General features: G+C 58.0%; 11 protein-coding genes. 8 read left to right on the top strand and 3 right to left on the bottom strand.

The features are described from left to right. The first annotated feature begins 11 nt into the window (after positions 1-11). Genes glgC through glgP form a run of 3 tightly spaced genes read left to right on the top strand, consistent with a single transcriptional unit; the run spans position 12 to position 5206 of the window. The gene (gene glgC / locus IM273_RS19055) at positions 12-1307 is read left to right on the top strand and encodes a glucose-1-phosphate adenylyltransferase (protein WP_028014690.1); all 1296 of its coding nucleotides are present in this window, start codon (positions 12-14) and stop codon (positions 1305-1307) included. Next, positions 1307-2740, top strand: coding sequence for a glycogen synthase GlgA (glgA, locus tag IM273_RS19050; protein ID WP_041911898.1), 1434 nt, complete (start codon positions 1307-1309; stop codon positions 2738-2740). The genes glgC and glgA overlap by 1 nt, the downstream gene beginning before the upstream one ends. Positions 2741-2758: 18 nt before the next feature. After that, positions 2759-5206, top strand: a complete 2448-nt coding sequence (gene glgP / locus IM273_RS19045) for a glycogen phosphorylase (protein WP_041911899.1) — start codon at positions 2759-2761, stop codon at positions 5204-5206. 35 nt (positions 5207-5241) lie between these two features. Here glgP and glpD read toward each other — a convergent pair whose 3' ends face one another. Further along, positions 5242-6750 (bottom strand): glycerol-3-phosphate dehydrogenase, encoded by a 1509-nt coding sequence (gene glpD, locus IM273_RS19040; RefSeq protein WP_041911900.1) that lies wholly within the window; start codon positions 6748-6750, stop codon positions 5242-5244. Positions 6751-6938: 188 nt separating this feature from the next. On the opposite strand from glpD, the gene glpE reads away from it, so the two are divergent. From glpE to IM273_RS19025, 3 genes are read left to right on the top strand one after another with little or no spacing between them, the layout of a single operon-like run. Then, a complete protein-coding gene (gene glpE, locus IM273_RS19035) occupies positions 6939-7271 on the top strand; it encodes a thiosulfate sulfurtransferase GlpE (RefSeq protein WP_028014686.1) in 333 nt (110 codons plus the stop codon). A gap of 47 nt (positions 7272-7318) precedes the next feature. Continuing rightward, complete coding sequence (gene glpG / locus IM273_RS19030; RefSeq protein WP_045259371.1) at positions 7319-8149, top strand: rhomboid family intramembrane serine protease GlpG; 831 nt, start codon at positions 7319-7321, stop codon at positions 8147-8149. Between the two features lie 16 nt (positions 8150-8165). After that, complete coding sequence (locus IM273_RS19025; RefSeq protein ID WP_080329054.1) at positions 8166-8924, top strand: DeoR/GlpR family transcriptional regulator; 759 nt, start codon at positions 8166-8168, stop codon at positions 8922-8924. A gap of 61 nt (positions 8925-8985) precedes the next feature. On the opposite strand, the gene malT is transcribed toward IM273_RS19025, so the two are convergent. Further along, positions 8986-11691 carry an HTH-type transcriptional regulator MalT gene (malT, locus tag IM273_RS19020; RefSeq protein ID WP_047367202.1) on the bottom strand — a complete coding sequence of 902 codons (2706 nt, stop codon included), beginning with the start codon at positions 11689-11691 and terminating at the stop codon, positions 8986-8988. 585 nt (positions 11692-12276) lie between these two features. On the opposite strand from malT, the gene malP reads away from it, so the two are divergent. Continuing rightward, positions 12277-14670 carry a maltodextrin phosphorylase gene (gene malP / locus IM273_RS19015; RefSeq protein WP_028014682.1) on the top strand — a complete coding sequence of 798 codons (2394 nt, stop codon included), beginning with the start codon at positions 12277-12279 and terminating at the stop codon, positions 14668-14670. Positions 14671-14679: 9 nt separating this feature from the next. Next, positions 14680-16758: a 4-alpha-glucanotransferase gene (malQ, locus tag IM273_RS19010; RefSeq protein ID WP_193050653.1), complete on the top strand. Its 2079-nt coding sequence runs from the start codon at positions 14680-14682 to the stop codon at positions 16756-16758. Between the two features lie 87 nt (positions 16759-16845). Here the strand turns inward: malQ and gntT are convergent, their stop codons facing one another. Then, complete coding sequence (gene gntT, locus IM273_RS19005) at positions 16846-18162, bottom strand: gluconate transporter (protein ID WP_193050651.1); 1317 nt, start codon at positions 18160-18162, stop codon at positions 16846-16848. Between the last annotated feature and the right edge of the window lie 231 nt (positions 18163-18393).

Here is an 18393-nt window from a genome sequence, read left to right as displayed (position 1 = left end):
AGGAGTTAGTCATGGTTAGATTAGAGAAGAACGATCCGTTAATGTTGGCGCGCCAGCTACCATTAAAAACCGTTGCCCTGATACTTGCGGGCGGGCGTGGTACCCGTCTGAAAGATTTGACCATCAAGCGCGCCAAGCCGGCCGTTCACTTTGGTGGTAAGTTCCGCATTATCGACTTTGCGCTCTCAAACTGCCTGAACTCGGGCATTCGCCGCATTGGCGTCATTACTCAGTATCAGTCGCACACCCTGGTGCAGCACATTCAGCGCGGCTGGTCATTCTTCAGCGAAGAGATGAACGAGTTTGTCGATCTGCTCCCGGCGCAGCAGCGCGTACACGGGGAAAACTGGTACCGCGGCACGGCGGATGCGGTGACCCAAAACCTCGACATTATTCGCCGCTACAGCGCGGAATACATCGTGATCCTCGCGGGTGACCACATCTACAAGCAGGATTACTCGCACATGCTGATCGACCACGTCGAAAAAGGGGCGCGCTGCACCGTGGCGTGTCTGCCGGTGCCCGTTGCCGAGGCGACGGCGTTTGGCGTGATGCACGTGGATGCGGACGACAAGATTATCGACTTCGTTGAAAAACCGGCGAACCCGCCAACCATGCCGGGCGATGACACCAAATCGCTCGCCAGCATGGGGATCTATGTCTTTGATGCAGATTATCTTTATGAGCTGCTCGAAGAAGACGACAAAGACGAAAGCTCCAGCCACGACTTCGGTAAAGACATCATCCCGAAAATTACCAAAGCTGGCATGGCCTATGCACATCCCTTCCCATTGTCCTGCGTGCAGTCCGACCCGAATGCGGAGCCTTACTGGCGCGATGTGGGAACCCTGGAAGCGTACTGGAAAGCCAACCTCGATCTGGCGTCCGTGACGCCTGAGCTGGATATGTACGACCAGAACTGGCCGATTCGTACCCACATGGAATCCCTGCCGCCGGCGAAGTTCGTGCAGGACCGCTCCGGCAGCCACGGCATGACCCTGAACTCGCTGGTCTCCGGCGGGTGCATCATCTCCGGTTCGGTGGTGGTGCAGTCCGTGCTGTTCCCGCGCGTGCGTATAAACTCATTCTGTAATATCGATTCGGCGGTTCTGCTGCCGGATGTCTGGGTAGGGCGTTCGTGTCGTCTGCGTCGCTGCGTGATCGACCGCGCCTGCGTCATTCCAGAGGGAATGGTGATTGGTGAAAACGCGGAAGAAGATGCGCGTCGCTTCTACCGTTCTGAAGAGGGGATCGTGTTAGTCACACGGGAAATGTTGCGGAAGCTGCAGATCAAACAGGAGCGATGATGCAGGTTTTACACGTATGTTCTGAGATGTTCCCGTTGTTAAAAACGGGCGGCCTGGCGGATGTTCTTGGTGCATTACCGGCGGCGCAAATCGCCGGTGGAGTCGATACCCGCGTCCTGCTGCCCGCCTTTCCGGATATCCGGCGCGGCATACCTGATGCAAAGGTGGTGACCCGCCGTGAAACGTTTGCCGGACGCATCACCCTGCTGTTTGGGCATTACAACGGCGTAGGGATCTACCTGATCGACGCGCCGCATCTGTACGACCGTCCGGGCAGCCCGTATCACGATACCAACCTGTTCGCCTATACCGACAACGTGCTGCGCTTTGCGCTGCTCGGCTGGGTGGGGGCGGAGATGGCCGTCGGGCTGGATCCATTCTGGCGTCCGGATGTGGTCCACGCGCACGACTGGCACGCCGGGCTGACGCCAGCGTATCTGGCGGCAAAAGGGCATCCGGCAAAATCGGTGTTTACGGTGCACAACCTGGCGTATCAGGGCATGTACTATGCGCATCATATGAATGACATCGATCTGCCATGGTCGTTCTATAACATGCACGGGCTGGAGTTCAACGGGCAAATTTCGTTCCTGAAGGCCGGGCTGTACTACGCCGACCACATCACGGCGGTGAGCCCCACCTACGCGCGTGAAATTACCCAGCCGGAGTTTGGCTACGGTCTGGAAGGGCTGCTGCAGCAGCGCCATCGTGAAGGCCGCCTGTCGGGCATTCTGAACGGCGTGGATGAGCAGATCTGGAGCCCTGAAACCGATCTCCTGCTGGCCGCGCGCTATGGCCGCGACTCGGTGGAAGATAAAGCTGAAAACAAACGCCAGCTGCAAATTGCGATGGGGCTGAAGGTCAACGACAAGGTGCCGCTGTTTGCGGTGGTCAGCCGCCTGACCAGCCAGAAAGGGCTGGATCTGGTGCTGGAGGCGCTGCCCGGTTTACTGGAGCAGGGTGGACAGCTGGCGCTGCTCGGCGCGGGCGACCCGGTGCTGCAGGAAGGTTTCCTCGCCGCCGCCGCGGAACATCCGGGGCAGGTGGGCGTGCAGATTGGCTATCACGAAGCGTTCTCGCACCGCATTATGGGCGGCGCGGACGTGATTCTGGTGCCGAGCCGTTTCGAACCCTGTGGCCTGACGCAGCTCTACGGTCTGAAATACGGCACGCTGCCGCTGGTGCGCCGCACGGGCGGGCTGGCGGATACGGTGTCGGATAGTTCTCTGGAAAACCTGGCGGACGGTATCGCCAGCGGGTTTGTCTTTGAAGACAGTAATGCCTGGTCGCTGCTTCGGGCGATTCGGCGTGCGTTCGTCTTGTGGTCCCGTCCATCCCTGTGGCGTTACGTTCAGCGTCAGGCGATGTCCATGGACTTTAGCTGGCACGTTGCGGCGCAGTCGTACCGCGACCTTTATCAACGCTTGATGTAACGAGGCGAAGTTACTGATATGAACGCTCCATTTAGCTACTCTTCCCCCACGCTCAGCGTTGAGGCGTTAAAGCACTCCATCGCCTACAAGCTGATGTTTACCATCGGGAAAGATCCGGTCATCGCCAACAAGCACGAGTGGCTGAACGCCACCCTTTTTGCGGTGCGTGACCGCATGGTCGAACGCTGGCTGCGCTCTAACCGCGCCCAGCTTTCGCAGGAGACGCGGCAGGTTTACTACCTGTCGATGGAATTTTTGATTGGCCGCACCCTCTCCAACGCGCTGCTGTCGCTCGGTATCTACGACGACGTCAAAACCGCGCTGGAAGAGATGGGGCTGGATTTAGAAGAGCTGATTGACGAAGAGAACGACCCGGGGCTGGGTAACGGTGGTCTCGGGCGTCTTGCCGCCTGCTTCCTTGACTCGCTGGCAACGCTGGCGCTGCCGGGGCGCGGCTACGGTATTCGCTACGACTACGGCATGTTCAAGCAGAACATCGTTGACGGCCGCCAGAAAGAGTCCCCGGACTACTGGCTGGAATACGGCAACCCGTGGGAGTTCAAGCGCCACAACACGCGCTACAAGGTGCGCTTTGGCGGACGCATTCAGCAGGAAGGGAAAAAGTCCCGCTGGGTGGAAACCGAAGAGATCCTCGCCGTGGCCTATGATCAGATCATCCCCGGCTATGACACCGATGCGACCAATACGCTGCGCCTGTGGAACGCCCAGGCGAGTAGCGAAATCAACCTCGGTAAATTTAACCAGGGCGACTACTTTGCCGCGGTGGAAGATAAAAACCACTCCGAGAACGTCTCCCGCGTGCTGTATCCGGATGACTCAACCTACTCCGGGCGCGAGCTGCGCCTGCGTCAGGAGTATTTCCTCGTCTCCGCGACGATTCAGGACATCCTCAGCCGCCACCATCAGCTGCACAAAACCTACGCCAACCTGGCGGAGAAAACCGCGATTCACCTTAACGACACCCATCCGGTGCTCTCCATTCCCGAGCTGATGCGCCTGCTGATCGACGAGCACAAGTTCAGTTGGGACGACGCGTTTGAGGTGACGTGCCAGGTGTTCTCCTACACCAACCACACCCTGATGAGCGAAGCGCTGGAGACCTGGCCGGTGGACATGCTCGGCAAAATTCTGCCGCGCCACCTGCAAATCATCTTCGAGATCAACGACTACTTCCTCAAGACGCTGCAGGAGCAGTACCCGAACGATACCGGGCTGCTGAGCCGTGCCTCGATCATTGATGAATCCAACGGTCGTCGCGTGCGCATGGCCTGGCTGGCGGTTGTCATCAGCCACAAGGTCAACGGCGTGTCCGAGCTGCACTCGAACCTGATGGTGCAGTCCCTGTTTGCGGACTTCGCGAAGATCTTCCCGACGCGCTTCTGCAACGTCACCAACGGCGTTACGCCGCGCCGCTGGCTGGCGCTGGCCAACCAGCCGCTCTCTGACGTGCTGGATGAGAATATCGGCCGCACCTGGCGCACCGATTTGAGCCAGCTGAGCGAGCTTAAGCAGCATATTGATTTCCCGACGGTGAACAAGGCAGTGCGGGAAGCCAAGCTGCTGAACAAGAAACGTCTGGCGGTCTGGCTGGCGATGCACCTCAACGTGGTCGCAAACCCAAAAGCGCTGTTTGACGTGCAGATCAAGCGCATCCACGAATACAAGCGTCAGCTGATGAACGTGCTACACGTGATCACTCACTACAACCGCATTAAGGCCGATCCAACCGCAGAGTGGGTGCCGCGCGTGAAGATCTTCGCCGGTAAGGCGGCTTCCGCCTACTACATGGCGAAGCACATTATTCACCTGATCAACGATGTGGCGAAGGTGGTGAACCAGGATCCGGAGATTGGCGACAAGCTGAAGGTGGTATTCATCCCGAACTACAGCGTCAGCCTGGCGCAGCTGATCATCCCGGCGGCAGATCTCTCCGAGCAGATCTCCACGGCGGGGACGGAAGCGTCCGGCACCAGCAACATGAAGTTTGCCCTCAACGGCGCGCTGACCATCGGCACCCTGGACGGGGCGAACGTCGAGATGCTGGAGCACGTAGGGGAAGAGAATATCTTTATCTTCGGCAATACCACCGAAGAAGTGGAGGCGCTGCGCAGGAAAGGCTACTCCCCGCGTGAGTTCTATGAAGGGGATGAAGAGCTACGTCAGGTCCTGACGCAGATTGCGACCGGTGTGTTCAGCCCCGACGAGCCGGGCCGCTATCGCGATCTGGTGGATTCGCTGATTAACTTTGGCGACCACTATCAGGTGCTGGCGGATTATCGCAGCTACGTGGACTGCCAGGATAAAGTTGACGAGCTGTACCGTCAGCAGGAGAAGTGGACCAGCGCGGCGATGCACAACATCGCCAACATGGGGTATTTCTCGTCTGACAGGACCATCAAGGAGTATGCCGAGAACATCTGGCATATTGATCCGGTGCGGTTGTAAAAACAAAGCCCGGTGGCGCCACCGGGCTTTTTACATCACGACGCCAGCGACAGCTCACGCTTCCCCGCATGCTGCTGCAGCCACTGCGCCACGCGAGACTGCTGCTCGGCGTTAAGCCACATCCCTTCTTTGGTACGACGCCAGATGGCATCTTCAAGGCGGCGAACCCACTCGTGCTCAACCAGGTAGCGCAGCTCGGCCTCGTACAGCTCGTGGCCGAAATGTTCACCCAGATCGGCAAGCGATTTCGCGTCGCCCAGGAACAGCTCGGTATTGCTGCCGTAGGTGCGGGCGTAGTGGCGCGCCATCCCTTCGGTAATGAACGGGAAGCGACGGCGCAGCTTCGCGGCGTAATCGTCGCGGTTTCCGCCAATATCTCCGCCGGGCAGCACTGCCTCTTTGGTCCACGCCGGGCCAATACCTTTGTAGTACGGCGCCAGTTTTTCCAGCGCGTGCTCGGCCAGCTTGCGGTAGGTAGTCAGCTTGCCGCCAAACACCGACAGCAGCGGTGCCTGACCGTCTACGTCGTGGATATCAAGCGTGTAGTCGCGGGTGATGGCCTGCGGTGAGTCAGACTCGTCATCGCACAGCGGACGCACGCCAGAGTAGGTCCAGACCACGTCGTCGCGCGACAGCTGTTTCTTAAAGTGCGCGTTATACACTTTCAACAGGTAGTTCACTTCGCTCTCGTCGATCTCGACGTTCTTCGGATCGCCCTTGTACTCCACGTCGGTGGTGCCGATGATCGAGAATTCGTCCATCCACGGGATCACAAACACGATGCGTTTGTCTTCGTTCTGCAGAATGTAGGCCTGCTTCTGGGTATGCACGCGCGGCACCACAATGTGGCTGCCTTTGATCAGGCGGATGCCGTACGGGGAAGGCAGGTGCATGCCGTCGTCGAAGAACTGCTTCACCCACGGGCCGGTGGCGTTCACCAGGCCGCGCGCCTTCCAGCTGAACTTCTCGCCGGTATCCACGTCTTCCGCTTCCACAATCCACAGGCCGTTTTCGCGGCGGGCGGCGGTCGCGCGGGTGCGGGTTTTCACCTCGCCGCCTTTCTTCTCGACCATCTGCGCATTCGCCAGAACCAGGCGCGCATCGTCCACCCAGCAGTCTGAATATTCGAAACCGCGCACGATTTCCGGCTTAAGGACCGATTCTGAGCCAAAACGCAAACCGTTCGAACCCGGCAGGCTGGTGCGTTTGCCCAGATGATCGTACATAAACAGGCCGATGCGGATCATCCACGCCGGACGAAGGTGCGGACGGTGCGGCAGGCGGAAGCGCATCGGGATCGCCAGATGCGGGGCCATTTTCAGCAGCACTTCGCGTTCGGCCAGCGCTTCGCTGACCAGGCGGAATTCGTAGTGTTCCAGGTAGCGCAGGCCACCGTGGATCAGCTTGGAGCTGGCGGACGACGTCGCGCAGGCGAGATCGTTAGCTTCCAGCATCAGCACGGATAAACCGCGTCCTGCGGCATCAACCGCAATACCGGCACCGTTGATGCCACCGCCTATCACAATCAGATCTTTGGTTTCCATAACACCCTCATGCACTTTCGTTAAAGCTCAAAAATGTTCGATATCGCTCATAATAGCAAAGGAACGCGCTTTTGGTAACATCAAAAAAACAATTTAGAGTGATATGGATAACATAATGGCGTTTACCCGCCGCCAGGACGTACACTACGGGGTAAAATCTTGTCGTTGACCACTGTAAAGAGAACACCATGGATCAGTTTGAATGTATTAACGTAGAAGAAGCCCACCAGAAGATGCACCAGGGAAAAGCGGTGCTGGTGGACATCCGCGACCCGCAGAGTTTTGCGATGGGCCACACGCCGGGCGCGTTTCATCTGACCAACGACACGCTGGGCGCGTTTATGCGCGATAACGACTTCGAAACGCCCGTTATGGTCATGTGCTACCACGGCAACAGCAGCAAAGGCGCGGCGCAGTATCTGATTCAGCAAGGCTATGACGCGGTATACAGCGTCGACGGCGGCTTCGATGCCTGGCATCGTCATTTCCCGGCAGAAGTGGAATACGCGTTTGAGCGCTAATCCCGCTATACTGTCCCCTTTTGTGTGGAAATAAGCGACCGCTGCCCATGTTGATGATCACCTCTTTTACCAACCCGCGCGTCGCCCAGGCGTTTGTCGACTATATGGCGACGCAGGGCGTTATTCTGACCATTCAGCAACATACTCAGACCGACGTCTGGCTGGCCGATGAGAGCCAGGCAGGGCGGGTCAACGAGGAGCTGGCGCGTTTCCTTGAGAACCCCGGCGACCCGCGCTATCTGGCGGCCAGCTGGCAATCCGGGCAGACCGGCAGCGGACTGCATTACAGCCGCTTTCCCTTCCTTGCCACGATTCGCGAGCGCGCGGGCCCGTTTACGCTGCTGCTGATGGCAGCCTGCATTATCGTCTTCATTATTATGAACGTGGTGGGCGACCAGAGCGTGATGATCGCGCTGGCGTGGCCGTATGATCCGTCGCTGGATTTTGACGTCTGGCGCTACTTTACCCACGCGCTGATGCATTTCTCGGTGATGCATATCCTCTTTAACCTGCTGTGGTGGTGGTATCTCGGCGGTATCGTTGAGAAGCGGCTCGGCAGCGGCAAGCTGATTGTCATCACCGTAATCAGCGCCCTGCTGAGCGGCTATGTACAGCATAAATTCAGCGGCCCGTGGTTCGGCGGGCTGTCGGGTGTCGTCTACGCTTTGATGGGCTACGTCTGGCTTCGCGGGGAGCGCGACCCGGAAAGCGGCATCTATTTACAACGCGGATTAATAGCCTTTGCGTTAATATGGCTAATTGCCGGATGGTTTGATCTGTTTGGTATGTCTATCGCCAATGGTGCGCACGTCACCGGCCTCGCCGTCGGTCTTGCAATGGCGCTTGCCGACACGCTCCATGCGCGAAAACGAACATAATTCTCAGGGATAATTGATGAAACAAACACAACGTCATGACGCCATTATCGAACTGGTCAAAAAACAGGGATACGTCAGCACCGAAGAGCTGGTCGAGCAGTTTGCCGTCAGCCCGCAAACCATCCGTCGTGACCTGAACGATCTGGCCGATCAGAACCGTATTTTGCGCCACCACGGCGGCGCGGCGCTGCCTTCCAGCTCGGTCAACACCTCCTGGCACGACCGTAAAGCCACGCAGACGGCAGAAAAAGAGCGTATAGCGCGTAAAGTGGCGAGCCAAATCCCGAACGGTGCGACGCTGTTTATTGACATCGGCACCACGCCGGAAGCGGTAGCCCATGCGCTGCTGGATCACGAGAACCTGCGCGTGGTGACCAACAACCTGAACGTCGCCAACACGTTGATGCAGAAAGATGATTTCCGCATCATCCTCGCGGGTGGCGAACTGCGCAGCCGCGACGGCGGGATTATCGGCGAAGCGACGCTCGATTTTATCTCTCAATTCCGCCTCGACTTTGGCATTCTGGGGATCAGCGGCATCGACAGCGATGGCTCGCTGCTGGAGTTTGATTACCACGAGGTGCGCACCAAGCGCGCAATCATTGAAAACTCGCGCCACGTAATGCTGGTGGTGGACCATTCGAAGTTTGGCCGTAACGCGATGGTGAACATGGGCAGCATCAGCATGGTGAATGCGGTCTACACCGACGTGATGCCACCTGCGGGCGTGATGCAGGTGATTAAGGATAATAATTTGCAGTTAGAGTTGTGTTGAAAAGCCGTTCTCCCTCTCCCTGTGGGAGAGGGCCGGGGTGAGGGCATCAGGCCGCACAAAACTAAACTCCGTACCCCATCATCTTCAACAGCTGCTGCGCATGCTGCACCGCGTCCTGACGGTGCGCCACGCCCAGCTTCTGATACAGATTGCGGATGTGCGTTTTGATGGTGGTTGCCGCCACCGCCAGCTCACCGGCAATCTGCTCGTTGCTATAGCCTGAATAGATCAGCCCCAGCACCTGCCATTCGCGCTGGGTGAGCGGGCTGGTGCGAATAAGCTCCGGCACTTCCGGGTGGTTCAGCAGGCGTTCAACAAAGTTCTCGTCGAAATGCGCAAACTTGTGGCGATGATGCTGATTAATTTCGCGCAGAATGCGCTGGGCGCGATGCTGATCCAGCTCCGGCAGCGTGTTGAGCTGAATCAGCTGGCGCAGCTGCTGCGCCATCACTTCACCTTCAATCACGAAGTGGCTAATAAACCCGGTGCGGTTCGCCAGCTGCAAGGCTTCCAGCAGCACGCGCTGGGCGTCATTTTTGCGGCCCGCCTGCCAGTAAAGCTGGTTGAGCAGCAGCAGGTTGCGGTTCAGATCGCTCATCAGACGCAGGCTGCGGGCGTTTTCGTTTAACTCTTCCAGCACAATTTCGGCAGGCTCAAAGTCACCCAGCAGGATCTGCACGCGGGCGATGTTGCGCCACTGGCTTTGCAGGAAGTGGTTATTGGCAAATTCCGGTTTAGGCGTCTGGCGCAGCCAGTTGGCGGCGGATTTTTTGTCCCCCGTCATCTGCCAGTAAATCACCCGAACCTTGTCGGCGTTCGATACCCAGTCGCTGTGGTACTGACCGTTGCCGAGCAGGTTTTCCAGACGGTTAAGGTGATTGCGGGCGTTATCCAGATCGCCACGCGCCAGCGAGCACTGCACCAGCAGGGCCAGACACTGCAATTGCTGCTGAGGCTGGAAGCCGGAGAGCACGTTCACACCCTGACGGGCGCAGCTTTCTGCTTCATCCAGACGCGACCATGCCCACAGCAGTTGAGCGCGAATACGCAACAGGAACTCGTGCATCGGCAGTTGTTCCAGGTGCTGTTCACGGATCAGCTGGAACGCTTTTTCCTGATTTTCCCAGGCGGCCTGCAGGAACCCCTGTGCGAATAAAATCTCGCTTTGCTGGATCAGGCTCCACAGGGCGTAGTGCCACACATCATGGCGGCGCGCCATCTGCTCGGTTTGCTGCATCAGCGAAAGGGAGCGCGTCAGTTCGCCCTTGCAGTGCAGCACTTCGCCGTGCACCGAGGTAGCCACAATCCGGCTGTAGAAATTCGCCAGCGGCAGTTCATCCAGCGCGACCATCGCCAGCCGTTCCGCTTCATCCGCATCGCCGTCGTTAATCGCGACCTGCGCCCGCAGGGCGTTAAATTCGCCGTGCAGGGTGATATCCATTTCGCTTTCCATCTCCTGCTCGGCGCGCGCCAGCAGGGTATTCACTTCGCTGTAGCGATGCTGGCTCTGCATCAGCCAGGCCTGGAGCAGCACCAGGCGCGGGTTCTCCAGCAGGCTCTCCCACGGCAGGGCTTTCAACGACTCTTCCAGCAGCGTCAGTTCGCTGTGGTTAAACAGCCCCCACGCGTGGTTAAGCAGGATATCGCGCAGCATGCTGGCGTCACCGGCGGCAAGCGCGTGGTGAATGGCCTCGCTCGGGAAGCCTTGCGCCATCCAGCTTTCAGCGGCGGCGCGGTGAATTTCCGGCAATTCCGTTGCCAGCTCCCACTGGCAGCGCTGGCGCAGGAAGCTGCCAAACAGCGGGTGATAGCTGAACCACTCGCCGGGGTCGTCCATGCGCGTCAGGAACAGGCCCTGACGTTCAATCTCTTCCAGCTGCAGCTGACCGTTCTCACAGCCTGTTACGCGCACAATCAGCGCGTCGTTCATGGAGCGCAGCAGGGAGCTTTTCAGCAGGAAATTGCGGGTGGAGGGATCGACGCTGTTCAGCACCTCATCCACCAGGTAATCAGAAAGATGGCTGGCGTTGATGCCGGCCAGACGGCGCGCAGACTGGTGCGTCGGGCTGTTGTTTTGCCGGGCAGAAAGGGCAATCAGCTGTAGCGCCGTGGCCCAGCCTGCGACATCATCACACAAGCGGCTGCTTTCGGAGGCCTCAATGGGTGAGGTCAGGCGGCAGTCAAAGAACTGTTTCGCTTCCTGGTGGGTAAAGGCCAGCTGCTGGCTGCCCACTTCCAGAAGCTGATCGCGCACGCGCAGGTTGGCAATACCGAGCTGCGGCAGGTTGCGTGACAGCACGACCAGGGTCAGGTTTTCCGGCTGGTGGCGCAGGAAGAAGCGCATCGACTCATGGATAACCGGGTTCGTGATCAGATGATAGTCATCAATTACCACGTACAGCGGGCGATGCCATTCGGCCAGTTCGATAAACAGCTGAGAAAAAAGGGAGGACAGGCTGGCGTACTGGCGCTTTTGCACCATTGCCTCGCTGGCGACGCAGTGTCCGTTGGTTGCCTGTTGAATAGCGGCAATCAGATAGCTGGCAAAACGCTCTTGCTGGTTATCGCCCTCGTCGAGGGAGTACCAGCCAAGATCGCTCTTACCTGCGGCCCATTGTGAAATGAGCGTTGTTTTTCCATAACCTGCAGGGCTCGTAACCAGCGCCAGTCGGAAATTATGCGCGCCGGAAAGTTTAGCCAGCAGACGCTCGCGGACCACTGTATGGTCAAGACGAACCGGGCGACTTAATTTTGACGGAATCAACATAGGTTTCACTTCACTGTGGGGAACGAGAGAATTTATTTTTTTTGCGCTTCGTAATTAATAGCTATAAGGTCGGTCAGAAAGAGAACTATTGCAAGTTATGTCTGGCTTTTGTGGCTCTGAATTTGCACTCTGTCACAAAACATTCCGGCCAGTACTGGAACTTTTTTGAAAAGGCTTTGATGCCGCGTCAATGCTGGCTTGTATGGATGTCACGAGGCTGGGCTGAAACTGGTTTCAGAAAGGTATAATGACGTCGAATTTAATAAACTTCGGGTAAAGTTGAGTGAGATTAATAATCTCCTTAGGCAGAACCCGATTGCTGAAATATTATTCTCCGTAAGCAATCATTTCCGCGTAGATTAATTTCATCCAAAACCGCATTTCATTTCTTTGACATTCTCCCCTGTTACTTTTTTATCTTCCGGGCACACTCAAGCTATGCTCTCAGAGTGGCCTCGATCACACTTTTACGCTCATCCCCGCTACTCCTCCCTGTCTAATCCCCCACGGGAGGAGGAAGAGGTGAAATGAGCCAGGCACACTAGCGCCAACTTGTGTTTTCTTTCTAAAGGATGCCGATCCCCTATGTCACAGCCTACCTTCAACAAAGCTCAATTCCAGGCTGCCCTGACGCGTCAGTGGCAGCGTTTTGGCCTTCATGCTGCAAACGAGATGACGCCTCACCAGTGGTGGCAGGCGGTGAGCGGGGCGCTCGCAGAGCAGCTGGATGCTCAGCCCGTGGCGAAGCCCGTCAAAGGCCAGCGTCACGTTAACTATATCTCGATGGAGTTCCTGATTGGCCGCCTGACCGGCAACAACCTGCTGAACCTTGGCTGGTATCAGGAGGTGGGTGATGTGCTGAAAGAGCACGACATTAACCTGACCGACCTGCTGGAAGAAGAGATCGACCCGGCGCTAGGCAACGGCGGACTGGGGCGTCTGGCGGCCTGTTTCCTTGACTCTATGGCAACGGTCGGCCAGTCGGCGATTGGCTATGGCCTGAACTACCAGTACGGCCTGTTCCGTCAGTCGTTTGCCGACGGCCACCAGATGGAAGCGCCGGACGACTGGCATCGCAATACCTACCCGTGGTTCCGCCACAACGCGCAGCTGGACGTGCAGGTCGGCATCGGCGGGAAAGTGACGAAGCAGGGGCTCTGGGAACCGGCGTTCACTATTACCGGTGAAGCCTGGGATCTGCCGGTGCTCGGCTACCGTAACGGCGTGGCGCAGCCGCTGCGTCTGTGGCAGGCGAAGCACGCGCATCCGTTCAACCTGACCAAATTCAACGACGGCGATTTCCTGCGCGCTGAGCAGCAGGGGATCGACGCCGAGAAGCTGACGAAAGTGCTCTATCCGAACGACAACCATCTGGCGGGCAAAAAGCTGCGCCTGATGCAGCAGTACTTCCAGTGCGCCTGCTCCGTGGCGGATATTCTGCGTCGCCATCACCTGGCGGGCCGCAAGCTGGCGCAACTGCCGGACTTCGAAGTCATTCAGCTTAACGATACGCACCCGACTATTGCCATCCCGGAACTGCTGCGCGTGCTGATTGACGAACATCAGCTGAGCTGGGACGACGCCTGGGCCATCACCAGCCGCACCTTTGCCTATACCAACCACACCCTGATGCCGGAAGCGCTGGAGTGCTGGGATGAGAAGCTGGTGAAAACGCTGCTGCCGCGCCACATGCAGATCATCAACAAGATTAACGACCAGTTCAAAACGCTGGTGGAGAAAACCTGGCCGGGCGACAAAGCCGTCTGGGCGAAGCTGGCGGTGGTGCACGACAAACAGGTGCGTATGGCGAACATGTGCGTGGTGAGCGGCTTTGCCGTTAACGGCGTGGCGGCGCTGCACTCCGATCTGGTGGTGAAAGATCTGTTCCCGGAATATCACCAGCTGTGGCCGACCAAATTCCACAACGTGACCAACGGCATTACGCCGCGTCGCTGGATCAAGCAGTGCAATCCGCTGCTGGCCGGCCTGCTGGACAAGACCCTGAAGAAAGAGTGGGCCAACGATCTGGACCAGCTTATTAACCTGGAAAAATACGCCGACGATGCGAAATTCCGCGAGCAGTACCGCGCGATCAAGCTGGAGAACAAGGTTCGCCTGGCGGAGTTTGTGAAAATGCGTACCGGGATTGAGATCAACCCGAACGCGATTTTCGATATCCAGATCAAACGCCTGCACGAGTACAAGCGCCAGCACCTGAACCTGCTGCACATTCTGGCGCTGTACAAAGAGATCCGCGAGAACCCGCAGGCCGACCGCGTGCCGCGCGTGTTCCTGTTCGGTGCGAAGGCGGCGCCGGGCTACTACCTGGCGAAAAACATTATCCTCGCCATCAATAAAGTGGCGGCGGCGATCAACAGCGATCCGAAAGTGGGCGACAAGCTGAAGGTCGTGTTCCTGCCGGATTACTGCGTCTCGGCGGCGGAAATGCTGATCCCGGCGGCGGATATCTCCGAGCAGATCTCGACCGCAGGGAAAGAAGCGTCCGGTACCGGCAACATGAAGCTGGCGCTCAACGGCGCGCTGACCGTCGGCACGCTGGACGGTGCGAACGTCGAAATCGCCGAGAAGGTCGGTGAAGAGAACATCTTTATCTTCGGCCATACTGTTGAAGAAGTGAAAGCCATCAAGGCCAAAGGCTACGACCCGGTGAAATGGCGTAAAAAAGACAAAGTGCTGGATGCGGTGCTGAAGGAGCTGGAAAGCGGCAAATACAGCGATGGCGACAAGCACGCGTTTGACCAGATGCTGCACAGCATGGACAAACACGGCGGCGACCCGTACCTGGTGATGGCGGACTTCACGGCCTACGTTGAAGCGCAGAAACAGGTCGACGTGCTGTACCGCGACCAGGAGGCGTGGACCCGGGCGTGCATTCTGAACACCGCGCGCTGCGGCATGTTCAGCTCTGACCGCTCAATCCGTGATTATCAGGCCCGTATCTGGCAGGCAAAACGCTAAGGAAGCGCGATGGAGAGTAAACGTCTGGACAGTGCCGCGCAGGCGGCGGGAATTAGCCTCAGTTACATCAATGCGCACGGCAAACCGCAGTCTATTGGTGCGGACACCAAAAGACGTTTGCTGGATGCCATGCATAAAACCGACGCGAACGCGTCGGCTGCGCCGGTGCCAAACGTGAAGGTCTTTACCGCAGGCAAAAAGATGCCGCTTGCGGTGGAGGGGCGCGGCGAGTATAGCTGGCTGCTCACCACCGAAGAGGGGCATCAGCATAAAGGCCACGCCACCGGCGGCAAAACGTTAAACCTTCCGGCAAAGCTGCCGGAGGGCTATCACAGCCTGACGCTCACCCAGGACGAACAGCGTTTTCACTGCCGGGTGATCGTCGCGCCAAAACGCTGCTATGAGCCGCAGGCATTGCTCGAAGGCAAAAAGCTGTGGGGCGCCTGCGTGCAGCTCTATACGCTGCGTTCAGACAGCAACTGGGGCATCGGCGATTTTGGCGATCTGAAAAAGATGCTGGCATCCGTAGGCGAGCGCGGCGGCGCGTTTATCGGCCTCAACCCGATCCACGCGCTCTATCCGGCCAACCCGGAAAGCGCGAGCCCGTACAGCCCGTCTTCCCGACGCTGGCTGAACGTGATTTACATCGACGTTAACGCGTTAGACGATTTCAAAAACAGCAAAGAGGCGCAGGCGTGGTGGAAGCTTGAGACCACCCAGCAGCTGCTGAAGCAGGCCCGCGATGCGGACTGGGTAGATTATGCCTCCGTGACCGCGCTGAAAATGGCGGCTCTGCGCCTGGCGTGGAAAGGCTTTGCGAAGCGCGACGACGAGCAGATGGCGGCCTTCCGCCAGTTCGTGATGCAGGAAGGTGAAAGCCTCTACTGGCAGGCGGCATTTGATGCGCTGCACGCGTATCAGGTGAAAGAGGACGAAATGCGCTGGGGCTGGCCGGTCTGGCCGGAAGCGTATCAGACCGTGGATACCCCTGAAGTCAAAGCCTTCTGTAAAAATCATGCCGACGAGGTGGACTTCTACCTGTGGCTGCAGTGGCTGGCGTATAGCCAGTTTGCCGCCTGCTGGCAGGTGAGCCAGGGCTATAAGATGCCGATCGGCCTGTATCGCGATCTGGCCGTGGGCGTGGCGGAAGGCGGCGCGGAAACCTGGTGTGACCGTGAGCTTTACTGCTTGAAAGCATCCGTCGGCGCGCCGCCAGATATCCTCGGCCCGCTCGGTCAGAACTGGGGCCTGCCGCCGATGGATCCGCACGTGATGGCGGCGCGCGCCTACGAGCCGTTTATCGACCTGCTGCGCGCGAACATGCAGAACTGCGGGGCGCTGCGCATCGACCACGTGATGTCCGTGCTGCGCCTGTGGTGGATCCCGTACGGTGAAACGGCGGATCACGGGGCGTACGTGCAGTATCCGGTGGACGATCTGCTGTCGATCCTGGCGCTGGAGAGTAAACGTCATCAGTGCATGGTGATCGGTGAAGATCTCGGTACCGTACCGGTGGAAATTGTCAGCAAGCTCCGCGACAGCGGGGTTTATTCCTACAAAGTGCTCTATTTTGAAAACGACCATGAGAAAACCTTCCGCGCGCCGAAAGCGTACCCTGAACAGTCAATGGCAGTCGCGACGACGCATGATCTTCCTACGCTCAGAGGCTACTGGGAAAGCGGCGATCTGACCCTCGGCAAAACGCTGGGCCTCTATCCAGATGAAGAGGTTCTGCGCGGGCTGTATCAGGACCGCGAGCTGGCGAAGCAGGGGCTGCTGGATGCGCTGCATAAGCATGGCTGTCTGCCGAAGCGTGCCGGACATAAGGCGTCGCTGATGGCAATGACCCCAACGCTCAACCGTGGCCTGCAGCGCTATATTGCCGACAGCAACAGCGCGCTGCTGGGCCTGCAGCCGGAAGACTGGATTGATATGGCGGAGCCGGTGAACGTTCCGGGCACCAGCTATCAGTACAAAAACTGGCGCCGCAAGCTGTCCACCACGCTTGAGGCGATGTTTGCCGATGACGGGGTGAACAGGCTGATTAAGGATTTGGATAAGCGGCGAAAAGCTGCCGGGAAGAAGTGATAAAAAACCCGCCAGTGGCGGGTTTTTTATTATCAGGTAGTGCTCATGTAGGTCGGGTAAGGCGTAGCCGCCACCCGACTTGGGGCGTCAGACCACCATATTGAGCAGCAGCACCCCGACCAGACCGCACACCGAAATAATGGTTTCCAGCGCGGACCAGGACTTGATGGTTTCACCGATAGTCAGGTTGAAGTACTCCTTGAACAGCCAGAAGCCCGGGTCGTTAACGTGAGAGAAAATCACGCTACCGGAACCGACGGCGATAACCATCAGCTCCGGGCTCACGCCCGTGGTGGCAATCAGCGGTGCAACGATGCCGCCCGCGGTGATCGCCGCAACGGTCGCAGAACCCAGCGCAATACGCAGAACGGCGGCGATAGACCACGCCATCAGCAGCGGGGAGACGTTGGTTTCGTGCATCATGGCAGCGATGTATTTATCCACGCCGCTGTCGACCAGCACCTGCTTGAACGCACCGCCACCGCCGATAATCAGCAGCATCATGGCAATGATTTTGATGGACGAGGTCAGCGTGTCGTTGATCTGATCCATGGAGCGGCCACGGTTCAGGCCGAAGGTGAACATCGCAATCAATACCGCAATCAGCGTTGCCATCACCGGGTCGCCGAGGAACTCGGCAACGGCCAGGAAAGCGTGGCCTTTCGGCAGGATCATCTCCGCCACGGCGCGCATTGCCATCAGGATCACCGGTACCAGCGAGGTCCAGACGCTGACGCCAAAGCCTGGCATCTCTTCTTCAGTGAAGGTTTTGGCGCTGTACAGACCTTCCGGAATAGGCTTATCAATGCCTTTCAGGAAGCGGGCATACACCGGGCCTGCCAGAATTACGGTCGGGATCGCCAGAATCGTACCGAACAGCAGGGTTTTACCCATATCGGCGTGGAAGATGGTGGCGATGGCGGTTGGACCCGGGTGCGGCGGCAGGAAGCCGTGGGTCACGGACAGCGCAGCAGCCATTGGCACACCCACGAACAGCAGCGGGATGTTGGCCGCGGCGGCGATGGTGAACACCAGCGGCAGCATCAGCACGAAGCCCACTTCATAGAACAGCGCGAAACCGACGGTAAAACCGGTTAACACCACCGCCCACTGGATGTTCTTCTTACCAAATTTGTCGATAAGCGTGGTGGCAATACGCTGGGCGCCACCGCAGTCCGCCAGCATTTTACCGAGCATGGCGCCGAAGCCCATGATCAGCGCCAGGCTGCCGAGCGTGCCGCCGACACCGGCTTTGATAGAGCTGATAACTTTAACCAGCGGCATCCCCTGCATCAGACCGACTGCAAGTGCCACCAGAACCAGAGCGATAAATCCGTTCATTTTGAAGCGGATCATCAAGAGCAGTAATAACACAACACCGATAGCAACGATGACTAATGGCATGATTTACCTGGCCTTTGAATTGTTATGGGTAACGTCATTGTTTCAACGACAAATTCCGGTTGTCCCAACTGGGAACAGAGTGGTTAACGGCACTCATACTGATGCCTGCGAAACAGTTAAGTTTAGTCGGCTGTTATAAGGGTGTTGAGTGCCCACGAGAATGATACGGGTAACATATCGTGGTTGAGAATCACCCGGTGAGGCAAAATTTGAATTATGAGACGCAGGTCA

It is taken from the genome of Enterobacter cloacae complex sp. P13B (genome assembly GCF_014895915.1).
GTDB lineage: Bacteria > Pseudomonadota > Gammaproteobacteria > Enterobacterales > Enterobacteriaceae > Enterobacter > Enterobacter bugandensis.
The sequence above is the reverse complement of the archived record's forward strand: the minus strand, read 5'-3'. Positions and strand labels throughout refer to the sequence as shown.